Annotated in this window: 14 protein-coding genes; 10 read left to right on the forward strand and 4 right to left on the reverse strand. The window is 61.8% G+C overall.

Features of this window, described 5'->3' with window-relative positions:
• Positions 1 to 117: 117 nt before the first annotated feature.
• Positions 118 to 570, reverse strand: coding sequence for a TIGR02301 family protein (locus tag AC1Q80_RS22925; protein ID WP_492362085.1), 453 nt, complete (start codon positions 568 to 570; stop codon positions 118 to 120).
• Positions 570 to 1,040, reverse strand: a complete 471-nt coding sequence (locus AC1Q80_RS22930; RefSeq protein WP_173420995.1) for an NUDIX hydrolase — start codon at positions 1,038 to 1,040, stop codon at positions 570 to 572. The genes AC1Q80_RS22925 and AC1Q80_RS22930 overlap by 1 nt, the downstream gene beginning before the upstream one ends.
• Before the next feature lie 58 nt (positions 1,041 to 1,098).
• Here AC1Q80_RS22930 and AC1Q80_RS22935 point away from each other — a divergent pair, with 58 nt between their 5' ends.
• Complete coding sequence (locus AC1Q80_RS22935) at positions 1,099 to 1,878, forward strand: SOS response-associated peptidase (RefSeq protein WP_492362086.1); 780 nt, start codon at positions 1,099 to 1,101, stop codon at positions 1,876 to 1,878.
• 13 nt (positions 1,879 to 1,891) lie between these two features.
• Here AC1Q80_RS22935 and AC1Q80_RS22940 read toward each other — a convergent pair whose 3' ends face one another.
• Positions 1,892 to 2,044, reverse strand: a complete 153-nt coding sequence (locus tag AC1Q80_RS22940) for a hypothetical protein (protein WP_176351951.1) — start codon at positions 2,042 to 2,044, stop codon at positions 1,892 to 1,894.
• Positions 2,045 to 2,457: 413 nt separating this feature from the next.
• Here AC1Q80_RS22940 and cysS point away from each other — a divergent pair, with 413 nt between their 5' ends.
• The 8 genes from cysS (at position 2,458) to rarD (ending at position 9,587) form a co-directional block, all read left to right on the forward strand.
• Entirely contained in the window at positions 2,458 to 3,849 is a 1,392-nt protein-coding gene (gene cysS, locus AC1Q80_RS22945) for a cysteine--tRNA ligase (RefSeq protein ID WP_173419535.1), read from the forward strand.
• A gap of 110 nt (positions 3,850 to 3,959) precedes the next feature.
• Complete coding sequence (locus AC1Q80_RS22950) at positions 3,960 to 4,355, forward strand: VOC family protein (RefSeq protein WP_173419536.1); 396 nt, start codon at positions 3,960 to 3,962, stop codon at positions 4,353 to 4,355.
• Positions 4,352 to 4,843: a GFA family protein gene (locus AC1Q80_RS22955; RefSeq protein WP_173419537.1), complete on the forward strand. Its 492-nt coding sequence runs from the start codon at positions 4,352 to 4,354 to the stop codon at positions 4,841 to 4,843. Before AC1Q80_RS22950 ends, AC1Q80_RS22955 begins: the two co-directional genes overlap by 4 nt.
• Positions 4,840 to 5,316, forward strand: coding sequence for a GFA family protein (locus AC1Q80_RS22960; protein ID WP_173419538.1), 477 nt, complete (start codon positions 4,840 to 4,842; stop codon positions 5,314 to 5,316). Before AC1Q80_RS22955 ends, AC1Q80_RS22960 begins: the two co-directional genes overlap by 4 nt.
• Positions 5,313 to 5,813, forward strand: coding sequence for a GFA family protein (locus tag AC1Q80_RS22965; protein ID WP_173419539.1), 501 nt, complete (start codon positions 5,313 to 5,315; stop codon positions 5,811 to 5,813). The genes AC1Q80_RS22960 and AC1Q80_RS22965 overlap by 4 nt, the downstream gene beginning before the upstream one ends.
• Positions 5,813 to 6,775, forward strand: coding sequence for a prolyl aminopeptidase (pip, locus tag AC1Q80_RS22970; protein WP_492361967.1), 963 nt, complete (start codon positions 5,813 to 5,815; stop codon positions 6,773 to 6,775). Before AC1Q80_RS22965 ends, pip begins: the two co-directional genes overlap by 1 nt.
• A 26-nt stretch (positions 6,776 to 6,801) precedes the next feature.
• Positions 6,802 to 8,418: a citramalate synthase gene (gene cimA / locus AC1Q80_RS22975; RefSeq protein WP_492361968.1), complete on the forward strand. Its 1,617-nt coding sequence runs from the start codon at positions 6,802 to 6,804 to the stop codon at positions 8,416 to 8,418.
• A 230-nt stretch (positions 8,419 to 8,648) separates the two neighbouring features.
• Positions 8,649 to 9,587 carry an EamA family transporter RarD gene (rarD, locus tag AC1Q80_RS22980; protein WP_492361969.1) on the forward strand — a complete coding sequence of 313 codons (939 nt, stop codon included), beginning with the start codon at positions 8,649 to 8,651 and terminating at the stop codon, positions 9,585 to 9,587.
• 73 nt (positions 9,588 to 9,660) lie between these two features.
• On the opposite strand, the gene AC1Q80_RS22985 is transcribed toward rarD, so the two are convergent.
• Positions 9,661 to 10,281: an LOG family protein gene (locus AC1Q80_RS22985; RefSeq protein WP_173419542.1), complete on the reverse strand. Its 621-nt coding sequence runs from the start codon at positions 10,279 to 10,281 to the stop codon at positions 9,661 to 9,663.
• Between the two features lie 243 nt (positions 10,282 to 10,524).
• On the opposite strand from AC1Q80_RS22985, the gene AC1Q80_RS22990 reads away from it, so the two are divergent.
• A complete protein-coding gene (locus tag AC1Q80_RS22990) occupies positions 10,525 to 12,321 on the forward strand; it encodes a LysM peptidoglycan-binding domain-containing protein (protein WP_492361970.1) in 1,797 nt (598 codons plus the stop codon).
• Positions 12,322 to 12,349 lie beyond the last annotated feature (28 nt).

Raw genomic sequence — 12,349 nt, forward strand, 5'->3', positions numbered from 1 at the left:
GCTGAACCTCAACTGAACGACCGTGACCCGGTTGTCACTTCTTACCACTCTCTTAACGAAATTAGCAGCCTTTTCCCGAAACGACACGGGGTCGTGAGAAAAGAGGTTAATTTATTGCTAATTTCCAAAGCGGGCGACGATTTCTGACGCAAGTGTTGCTCCTTCGGCACGATATCGCTGTTCGGCGACGATCGCCGGCTGTGTGCAAGTCGTGTAAACAGAGGCAAAGGTACGATACCCGCGGTTGAAGGCGGCGGTCATCCTCTCGCGCCTTTTGGCCTCATTGGCCGTTTCCTTGTCGATCAAAGCCTGCATCGAGCGCCGCCAGACATCTTCGGGCTCCTTGACGCAGAGATTGCGCAAATAGTGGACCGATCCAAGGACTTCGGCGAGGCGAATCAGCCGTTGGTCGTAGGGAGTCGGTTTTTCTTCGACGACAACGGGCGCGGGTGCTTGCACCTGCGCCTTGTCCTGCGGCGGTGCCGCCGCTTTCTGCGCGGCAGTGGCCGTGGCCGTGGCGAGCACGAGGGTCGTCACGGTCAGGCGAATGATCGTTGGGCCGAATGTCATCATCCCATCAAGTCCGAATCGACGGCTGTTTCAAGGCGCACGCCAGTCTTTGCGTTTGTCACGGCGTCGGCCACCAGTTTTTCCACGCATTCGCGAACGCTGTCAGGGATGGGAAGCGCGAAGATCTCGTCCGGCGTGAACCAGCCAAGCCCGGCCGCGTCGTCGCTTGCGATCGCGACCGCGGTTGCGTCCGCCTGCGCTCTGAAGACGGAGAGGAAGAAATGGCGTCCCTCCGATTCCTTGCCCGGCAGGTCGTAAGTTTCGAAAAGGGCGGGATTGCAGGCACGAATGCCGGTCTCTTCCAGCAATTCGCGCAAGGCCGTTTCTTCCGGCGTTTCACCCGGCTCGGCGCGGCCGCCCGGAAACGCGTACATGTCAGCCGAAGGTGGATTGGCACGTCGCACCAAGAGGTAACGGCCATCGCGTTCGAGAATGACGGAGGAGGCGAGTTCGGGTGACTTCGGCATGATGGAATCAATTTCGATCGGTATCGTTGACCCATCCTACGTGAAGTGCCACATCCATGTCATGTGCGGACGTTTTGCGCTGACGGCGACGCCGGAAGAATTGATCGAGCTGTTCGGCCTGTTGGAAAGCGATGACTTTCCGGCGCGCTTCAATATTGCGCCCACGCAGCCGATCATCGTCGTCGTGGCAGCTGATGGCGGCGGGCCCGGTAGCAACCTGCCTGAGCGCAGAGCGCTTCTGGTTCGCTGGGGCTTTACGCCCGGCTGGGTCAAGGACCCCCGGGATTTTCCGCTTCTGATCAATGCCCGCGCCGAGACGGCGATCGAGAAGGCGTCTTTTCGCGCGGCGATGCGCCACCGTCGCGTGCTCGTCCCGGCGTCCGGCTTCTACGAATGGCATCGTCCCGCCAAGGGCAGCGGCGAGGCATCACAGGCCTACTGGATCCGCCCGCGCAAGGGCGGTATCGTTGCCTTTGCCGGCCTGATGGAGACGTGGTCTTCCCCAGACGGTTCAGAGGTCGACACGGCTGCTGTGCTGACGACCAACGCCAATCCGGCAATTGCGCCAATCCACGACCGCATGCCGGTGGTCATCCAGCCGGAAGATTTCGCCCGCTGGTTGGACTGCAAGACCCAGGAGCCGCGCGACGTGCTCGATCTGATGGTGCCGGCGACGGAAGATTATTTCGAGGCGATCCCCGTATCCGACAAGGTCAACAAGGTCGCAAACGCCGGGCCGGATATTCAGGAGGCGGTTGTTCCGCTACTTGTGCCTAAGGCGACGGCAAAGAACGACAAGAACGGGGACAAGCCCGACGACGGGCAAATGTCCCTGTTCTGATGCCCGTCAGTTCTCAAGCCGGCTGCTTCTTCAGCTTGACCGCGGGTTTTGCCTTTATCTGCAGGGCAGCGGCAAGCACGGCTTTCAGGCCGAGCGGGCGATACTGTTGAACGAGATCTGCGGATGTCTTGGCGATATCGGTGGTCTTGGCGGCCTTCACGTGCATGCACTCCTTGATGCTTTCCCTGGACCGGAAACTCATCGTTGTCGCTTGTGTAAACTACAACGATGCTCCTCCTCGGCTTCTCCGGAGACAGGAATCATGGCGCAGGGCCAAACTGCGCCGCGAATCTCCTTCCCGCGTGGCGATCCCAGATAAGCCAAATCATGACAAATCCATGACCATGCCAGCGTCTTGATAGTCGGCTGTGCTTCGCAGGCCGCTGACCACTTGACCGACGCCATGCGAAGCGCGATAAGTGAGCCCATGAAAACGGTTACCTGCATTATCTGCCGGAAGATTATTCGCTAGCGCTCCGCTGGCCTGGCCGTTTTCGTCTCCCGAAATCCAAGATGACAAACGCGCGGGCCTCCCGGGCGCCGTATTTCTGACGGTTGCATGCGTATTGGAGATTTGGAATGGGCGGAGTGCCGACACTTAAGCTGTACAACACGCTGACACGGGAGAAGGTCGATTTCAAACCGATCGATCCCGACAATGTCCGCATGTATGTCTGCGGCCCGACCGTCTACGACTATGCCCATATCGGCAATGCGCGTCCGGTCATCGTCTTCGATATCCTGTTCCGGCTGCTTCGCCATGTCTACAGCGAGCAGAAGGTCACCTATGTTCGCAACATCACCGACGTCGATGACAAGATCAACGCGCGGGCGTTGCGCGACTATCCCGGCCTGCCGCTGAACGAGGCGATCCGGCATGTGACCGAGAAGACCGAGACGCAATTCCTCGAAGATGCCAAGTCACTCGGTTGCCTTGACCCTGACGTGCAGCCGCGCGCGACGGACAACATTCCGCAGATGATCGACATCATCGACAAGCTGATTGCCAAAGGTCATGCCTATAAGGCCGGCGGCGAGGTGCTGTTCGATACCAAGTCGATGCCGGACTACGGGCAACTTTCCAAGCGCAATCTCGACGAGCAGCAGGCCGGTGCCCGCGTCGCCGTCGAGGCGCACAAGAAGCATCCCGGCGATTTCGTGCTCTGGAAACTTTCGGCCGATCACGAACCCGGCTGGGACAGCCCTTGGGGCAGGGGCCGTCCGGGCTGGCACATCGAGTGCTCGGCCATGAGCGGGCGTTACCTCGGCGAGGTTTTCGATATCCACGGCGGCGGGCTCGACCTCATCTTCCCGCACCACGAAAACGAGATTGCCCAGTCGCGCTGCGCTCACGGCACGGATGTGATGGCGAATGTCTGGATGCACAACGGCTTCCTGCAGGTCGAAGGCCGCAAGATGTCGAAGTCCGAAGGCAACTTCGTCACCATCTATGAGTTGCTGCACACCGAAAAGTTCGGCGGCCGGAAATGGCCGGGCGACGTGTTGCGCCTTGCCATGCTGATGACCCATTACCGCGAGCCGATCGACTTTTCGATCAAGCGGCTGGAAGAGGCCGAGCATCTGCTGTCGAAATGGCCGGTGCCGGGCGACGCCAAGGGCGAGGTCGACCCAGCGATCGTCACAGCGCTGTCGGATGACTTGAACACGGTGGCGGCTGTCCAGGCGCTGCATGCACTGGCGCAGAAGGCGGCTGGTGATCCGGCGTTCAAGGGCAGCTTTGCTGCAAGCGCGTCACTGCTCGGCATCGTGCCGCAGGCGGTCGAACTCGACGAAGCCGTCGTTCACGAGGTCGATGGCCGCGTGCGGGCGCGTCTGGAATTGCTCAAAGCCAAGGATTTCGCCGCTGCCGACAGGATCCGCGACGATCTGCTGGCTCAGGGCATCCAGCTCAAGGACGGCAAGGACCCGGCGACCGGCGAACGCGTGACAACCTGGGACGTCAAGCGATGAAATACGTCCGCCATTCCTTGCCCTCGTCAGTGACCACTGGTGTTAGGGCAGGGAACGGCGATCGCGGCATGGCGGTGTGAAGCAAAGGCGATGAGGGAGGAGTTCGTGCAATGATCGATCATACTGGCATTTCAGTCGCGGATTTCGACCGGGCGAAATCGTTCTACGACAGCGCATTCGCACCTCTGGGAGCATCGCTCCTGATGATGGTACCGCCGGAGCATACCGGCGGCGTCAAGGTCGGCGGCTATGGCCGCGAACGCCCGGTCTTCTGGCTGCATGAGGCCGCTGCCGGCCCTGGCCGGCACTATGCCTTCACGGCGCGCAGCCGTAGCGAAGTCGATGCCTTTTATGAGGCGGCTCTTGCCGCCGGCGGCCGCGACAACGGCAAGCCGGGCCTGCGCCCGCATTACCACCCGGATTATTATGGCGCCTTCGTCTTCGATCCCGACGGCAACAATATCGAGGCGGTCTGCCATGCCCCGCCTGAGGAGACGTCGCGATGAGCCTCGACAACAGGCCGCACTACACCGGCGGCTGCCAGTGCGGTGCCGTGCGCTTTCGGGTCGAGGGCGTTCTTGGCGACGCGTCCGTCTGCCATTGCCGCATGTGCCAGAAGGCGAGCGGAAACTTCTACCTGCCGCTGGTGTCGGTGCGCGGCGCAACCGTCACCTGGACACGCGGCGAACGCAAACGCTTCCAGTCGTCCAATTTTGGTTGGCGCGGGTTCTGTGGCGATTGTGGCACGCCGCTGACCTACGAGGCGCCCGACGGCATGGCGCTGGCGATCGCCGCCTTCGACGAGCCGCAGGGCATCGTGCCGACGATCCAGTGGGGCATCGAGGCCAAGCTGCCCTATGTCGACAAGGTTCCCGAGCTTCCGGGAGAAGAGACGATGGCCGATGCCGAGGCGGTGTCATTCCTTGCCGATCTCGTTTCCTACCAGCATCCCGATCATGACACTGAAACCTGGCCCCCGGAGGACAAGAAATGACGGAGACTGTTCGAACAGGTGGGTGCCAATGCGGTGCTGTGCGCTTCCGCATCCGCGGTCAGCTCGGCCGTCCGTCGATCTGCCATTGCCGCATGTGCCAGAAGCAGTTCGGCTCTTTCTTTTCCGCGCTGGTGACGGCGCCGAAGGACGGCGTCGAATGGACGCGCGACGCGCCGAGCTATTTCCAGTCCTCGGTCAATATCGATCGCGGCTTCTGCGCGAAGTGCGGCACGCCGATGATCTATCGCCATCCCGGCGGCCTGGAGATTGCCATCGGCACCTTCGACGATCGCAGTGATCTGGCGCCGCAAATCCAGGTCAACTACGCTTCGCGGCTTCCCTGGGTCGAGACTATATTCGACCAGCCGGCGCTGACGGATCCGGATTTCTATAGCCGGCAGGAGAGCATCATCTCCTTCCAGCATCCCGATCACGAGACTGAGCAGTGGCACGAGCCTGGAGTGTTCAAATGACGATTGCGCGCATCTTTACCGGCGGCTGCCAGTGCGGAGCGGTTCGCTACCGCGCCGAAGGCGTGCTGGCGGATGCGCATATCTGTCACTGTCGCATGTGCCAGAAGGCGTCCGGCAACTACTTCATGCCGCTCGCCAACATCGCCCGCGACAATTTCGACATCACCCGCGGGCAACCCTCGTGGTTCCGCTCCTCGCATCTGGTGCGCCGCGGCTTCTGCCACGATTGCGGAACGCCGCTGTTCTATGACATGCCGGACGAGGATTTCCTCAACATCGTGCTCGGTTCACTCGACGATCCGGACGACTTGCCGCCGGTTTATCAGTCGGGCGTGGAATCGCGCATGGTCTGGTTTTCGCGGCTGGCGAAGCTTCCCGAACGGCAGAGCGACGACGGCAGCGAACTGTCGGCCACCCGACATCTGCTCGTGCTCGAAACCAACCGCCAGCATCCCGATTACGACACGGTGCACTGGCCACCGATGAAAGACAGATAATGACTGCTGAATTGCGTACGCTTTACCCTGAGATCGAACCCTATGCGTCGGGCCAACTCGACGTCGGCGACGGTCATTCGGTCTATTGGGAACGGGTGGGCACCCCAGGTGCCAAGCCGGCCGTGTTCCTGCATGGCGGTCCCGGTGGCACGATCTCGCCGAACCATCGCCGGCTGTTCGACCCGGTGCTCTACGACGTGACGCTGTTCGACCAGCGCGGTTGTGGCAAGTCGACGCCGCATGCGGAGATCGAAGCCAATACCACGTGGCACCTCGTCGCCGATATCGAACGTCTGCGTCAGATCGCCGGCGTTGAGAGGTGGCTGGTGTTCGGCGGCTCCTGGGGATCGACGCTGGCGCTCGCCTATGCGGAGAAGCACCCCGAGCGCGTCACCGAACTGGTGCTGCGCGGGATCTATACACTCACCAAGGCAGAGCTCGACTGGTACTATCAGTTCGGTGTCTCGGAAATGTTTCCGGATAAATGGGAGCGCTTCATTGCGCCCATTCCCGAAAACGAGCGCCACGAGATGATGCATGCCTACCACCGGCGTCTGACCAGCGATAACAGGGCGACGCGGCTTGCGGCGGCCAAAAGCTGGAGCATCTGGGAAGGCGAGACGATTACGCTGCTTCCGGAACTGTCGACCAGCGGCCGCTTCGAGGAGGACGAGTTCGCCGATGCCTTCGCCCGCATCGAGAACCATTTCTTCGTCAATGCCGGCTGGATGGAGGACGGGCAATTGCTGCGCGACGCCCATCGTCTGCACGGCATTCCCGGCGTCATCATCCAGGGACGCTACGACATGCCATGCCCGGCGAAATATGCCTGGCAATTGCACAAGGCCTGGCCGGAGGCGGAGTTCCACCTGATCGAGGGGGCAGGGCACGCCTATTCCGAGCCCGGTATCCTCGACCGGCTGATCCGCGCGACGGACATATATGCAGGCAAGACCGAGTAACGACTGAGCATTATTGGAAACGAGCCATGACCAGGGAACGCATCTATCTCTTCGACACGACGCTACGGGACGGGCAACAGACGCCCGGCATCGACTTTTCCGTCGAGGACAAGATCGCGATTAGCGCATTGCTCGACGATTTCGGCATGGACTATGTCGAAGGCGGTTATCCCGGAGCGAACCCAACCGACACTGAGTTCTTCAAGCGCCGTCGCACGAAGAAGGCGTCCTTCGTCGCCTTCGGCATGACCAAGCGCGCCGGCGTTTCCGCCTCGAACGATCCGGGCCTTGCCGCCCTGCTCGAAGCAAAGAGCGATGCGATCTGTCTCGTGGCCAAGAGCTGGGATTATCATGTGGCCGTGGCGCTCGGCTGTTCCAACGAGGAAAATCTCGACAACATCAGCCTGTCGGTCGCAGCCGTCGTCAGTGCCGGCCGCGAGGCGATGGTCGACTGCGAGCATTTCTTCGACGGCTACAAGGCGAACCCCGCCTATGCACTCGCCTGCGCCAAGGCAGCGTTCGAAGCCGGTGCGCGCTGGATCGTGCTGTGCGATACCAATGGCGGCACGCAGCCGCATGAAGTGCGCGAGATCGTCTCGGCTGTCATCGCGGCTGGCGTGCCTGGCGCCAATCTCGGCATCCACGCCCATAACGACACAGGCCAGGCGATTGCCAATTCGCTTGCAGCCGTCGAGGCCGGCGTCCGCCAGATCCAGGGGACGCTGAACGGCATTGGCGAGCGCTGCGGCAACGCCAATCTGGTGACGCTGATCCCAACCTTGGCGCTGAAGGAAATCTATTCGAGCCGGTTCGAAACGGCGATCGATGCCGACCGTCTGTTGGAGCTGACCAAGCTCTCGCATGCCTTCGATGAGCTGTTGAACCGTTCGCCCGACATGCAGGCGCCTTATGTTGGTGCCTCGGCGTTCGCCACCAAGGCCGGCATTCATGCCTCGGCGCTCCTGAAGGATCCGCGCACCTATGAGCATATTGCTCCCGAAAGCGTCGGCAATCTGCGCAAGGTCATGGTGTCGGACCAGGGCGGCAAGGCGAACTTCATCAACGCCTTGAAGCGCCGCGGCATCGTTGTGAGCAAGGACGATCCCAAGCTCGACAAGCTGATCGCGATCGTCAAGGAACGCGAGGCGACCGGCTATGCCTATGAAGGTGCCGACGCGAGCTTCGCACTGCTGGCAAGCCGCATCCTTGGAACAGTGCCGGATTTCTTCCACGTCGAAAGTTTCCGGGTGATGGTCGAGCGCCGCTTCGACGCGAACGGTCACCTGAAGACCGTATCGGAAGCGGTGGTCCGGGTCATTGTCGATGGCGAGACCATGATGTCGGTTGCCGAGGGCCACGGCCCGGTCAACGCGCTCGATCTGGCGCTGCGCAAGGATCTCGGCAAGTACCAGTCCGAAATCGAGGACCTGGAGCTTGCGGACTACAAGGTTCGTATCCTCAACGGCGGGACCGAGGCGATCACCCGCGTTCTGATCGAATCGACCGATGGCACGGGCGCGCGCTGGTGGACGGTGGGGGTCTCCGACAACATCATCGACGCCTCGTTCCAGGCGCTAATGGACAGTATCATCTTCAAGCTCCTGAAGAACCGTGATCATGTCGGGCTGATCGCCGCCGAATAACGCGTCGTTCCGAGCGAAAAGGGCAAGGGGCGTTCATGGCGGCCCGCTCCTGCCCAAAGTATGAGCAAAATTCACCATCCGTTCACGGAAATGAATTGGTGCATTGAGGGGCATTGGAGTACGACGCCCTACGGAAGGGTTCGTTAGTCGCTGAGGCTACGCCTTCGATTGCGACCGGAGCGGGCGTCAACGCCACGATAGCCTCCGGCGAATACACCAGGAAAAACACCATGGCCGAGCCGAACGCGAAAATACCCGCAGAAAACACCGATTCCGCTCAAGGCTTCGCCTTTGCGCTGACGGCCTATCTGCTCTGGGGATTCCTGCCTTTCTTCATGAAGGCGATCGCCCATATCCCGGCGCCGGAAGTGGTGGCGCACCGTATCGTCTGGTCGGTTCCGCTCGCAGGTCTCGTGCTCGTCTGGCTCGGGCGCACGGAAGACGTCAAGGTCGCGCTTCGCTCACCGAGGATGCTGCGCATGGCGGCTCTGACGGCCGTACTCATCACCATCAACTGGGGCATTTATGTCTGGGCGATCGGTGCGGGTCGGGCGATCGAGACCGCGCTCGGCTACTACATCAATCCGCTGTTTTCGATTTTCCTCGGTGCACTGCTTCTGAAGGAAAAGCCGAGCCCGGCACAGATGGTCGCGATCGCACTGGCGGCAGCCGCCGTTGCCGTGCTTGCCTTCGATGCCGGCGGTCTACCCTGGGTGTCGATCGGGCTCTGCCTCTCCTGGGGCTTCTACGCCTTCTTCCGCAAGACGTTGCCGATCGGGCCGAACCAGGGCTTCTTCCTCGAAGTTCTGCTGCTCAGCATTCCGGCGATCGGCTACATCATCTGGCTCGAAACGACCGGCCAGGGGCATTTCGGCGATACCGGCATGACGGACGTGCTGTGGCTGTTGTCCTGCGGCATCGTCACCGCCATTCCGCTGATGATCTATGCCAACGGCGCCAAGCTGCTGCGGCTGTCGACCATCGGCATCATGCAATACATTGCGCCGACGATGATCTTCCTGATCGCCGTCTTCGTCTTCCACGAGCCCTTTGGAACAGCAAAGCTGATCGCCTTCGCGCTGATCTGGGCGGCCCTCGTCATCTATTCCGGCGCCATGCTGGCACAAAGCCGCGCCCGTCGGGCCGAACAGGTCAGCCCGGCTGAATAGGCGATTGCGGCAAGCATAAAAAAGGCGCGCCCAGCAGGCGCGCCTTTTTGGTTTTAGGGGAGATAGTCGGGGCCTAGAGGCGAGAGATTATCTCGGCTTCGCCTTCGCGACCGTTTGCACCGCCAGCCGCCGCGAGAATTGCCGGCACGATGTCCTCGGCCCGCTCGACGACGAGCGGCTGGACGAGGTGGGCGGTGTGCACGAAGCCTTCGTCGCGCATATGCTGCAAGAGGTCCAGCATCGGCTTCCAGAAGTCGTTCATATTGCCGAAGACCATCGGCTTGCGGTGACGCCCGAGCTGCGCCCAGGTCATGATCTCGACAATCTCTTCAAGCGTGCCGATACCGCCCGGCAGTGCCACGAACGCGTCGGCCCGCTCGAACATGGTGTGCTTGCGCTCGTGCATGTCGGCCGTGACGATCAGCTCGTTGAGCTGGCCGAGCGAATGGCGTGTCGCTTCCTTGTCCATCAGGAACTCGGGGATGATGCCGGTGACCTCGCCGCCATTGGAAAGCACGCCGCTTGCGACCGCTCCCATGATGCCCCGGGTGCCGCCGCCATAGACCAGCCTGAGGCCATGGTCGGCGATCGAGCGGCCGAGCGCGCGGCCGGCTTCCATGTAAATCGGGTCGCGTCCGGGCTGTGAGCCGCAGTAGACGCAGATGGATCGAATCGTGCCTGTTTCAGTGTTCATCCGGTCAAAAAACATTGCAGCGCAGCAAGGGTCAAGAAAAATGAGGGGAAAGCTTAGTTCACGGCACTTGCGGAAGGGGCGGCTTCTTGTCTGCTACACTAGGAATCGCTAGCAATTTCAGGGATCGATTGAAGAAATTGGGCGGGTAGCTCGCAGTTGCGCTATAATGATTGCGCAAGCCCCGCGCCTTAGGCCGATGAGAGGGCATGCGCGGAGCTTAGCTCCGCTCCTGTGGAGAGTGGCATGATCAAGAACAAGGCCGGCTGGGTGGCCCTTACTGTCCTTGCGGCAGCAACAGCGTTGATGGTTTTTGTAGTTCAACCGAATTTGCGTGGCGGCAAGGAAGCGTCAGCCGATGGCACGGCAAGTGCTCCGGCCCAAACCGGTGACGCGGCATTGTCGACCGGAGGACCTCAACCCACTCCGGCCGCAAGCACCGAGACTGCCGCGAAGTCCGATGACGCCGCAAAGGTGGCGGAGCCGCAACCGGTCGCAAGCACTGCTGAAGCAAAGCCTCCCGCCGCGGACGCGTCCATTCCCGGTTTTGACGTTCTGCGCGTCGAGCCTGATGGATCGACCGTTGTTGCCGGCCATGCCGCACCAGGCTCCAAGCTCGAGATTCTCAACGGCACCACCGTCGTCGGAACGGCCGACGTCGGCGTGACCGGCGACTTTGCCGCCGTCTTTGACACACCGCTTCCGGCCGGCGACTACCAGCTGACCTTGCGCGCCGTCGGAGAAGACGGCGTTGCCAAGACTTCGCAAGAGGTCGCGACGGTTTCCGTACCGAAGGATGCGACCGGCCAACTGCTTGCCATGGTCTCCAAGCCAGGCGAAGCCAGCCGCCTGCTCACCACGCCCGACGCTCTTGGGAGTGCCACGCAGACGACCGACACGCCCGCCTCGCAGCCGGCTGCCGCGACACCTGCCGACGTGGCGTCGGCAACGCCGCAAACGACGAACGATGCTAGCGCCAACACGGCAAAGCCGAGTGGGGCCGCGGGGCTGCAGGTGACCGCCGTCGAGATCGAAGGCGCGAAGATGTTCGTCGCCGGTAGTGCGAAGCCCGGCGCTCTGGTTCGCATCTATGCAGACGACAAACTGCTCGGTGAAATGAAGGCCGACGATAAGGGCCACTTTGTCGTCGACGGCGAGATCGAGCTTTCGGTTGGCAGCCACATCATACGCGCCGACATGCTGAGCGAAGACGCAAGCAAGGTTGTAATGCGCGCATCCGTACCGTTTGACCGGCCGGCAGGTGCCCAAGTCGCAGCCGTTGCCGGTCCGGTTTCGGCCGCCGCAACGGCCGGGCTCGATGGCTTGCGAGCGGAGGCCGGCAAGGCTCTCGCGCTCTTGAAGGGGCTGTTCGCCAACGGCAAGGTGCCGACGGGCGAGCAGCTGGCCGCAGCCCGTTCTGCAAGCGAATTTGCCCTGAAGTCGCTGGCCGATTTCAGGCTCACTGACAATTCCGATCAGGCGTTGGCTGATGAAGTCGCCCGGACGGCGAAGGCTGCAGCCGACGCGCTGGCCGTGCTGAAGGATGCTCCGCAGGATGCCCCGAGCGTCGCAGCGGCACTTGGCAAGGTCGAGGCATCGGTAGGCGCCATCCTCGCCGAGCGCGGCAGCGCAACGCCGGCGGTGACCGCCGCGGCCGAGCCAGCCGTATCCGGTGAGGTCGCCGAGGCTTCCGGTGCGTCTAAGGTCAAGGGTGCCGGTAGCTCGATCGCCAATGACGTCGCGGCTGCGCAGCCTTCGATGGCTACCACGGAAAGCCCGGCCCAGCCGGAAACGGTGGAGCAGGCGCCGCTGAAGGAAAGCAAGAACTCGGTCATCATCCGCCGCGGCGATACGCTCTGGCAGATCTCGCGGCGCGTCTATGGTGCGGGCGTTCGCTACACCACGATCTACCTCGCCAACCAGGAACAGATCGAAAATCCCGATCGGATCCGTCCAGGTCAGGTCTTCGGCGTTCCTGACCAGGCACTTTCCGATGAAGAGTCACGGGAAATTCACAAGAAGCACATGAAACACGAACAATAGGCTGATCATCGATACCCGTTGCATTGCC

It is taken from the genome of Ensifer sp. GW823-FHT05D09, from assembly GCF_058795755.1.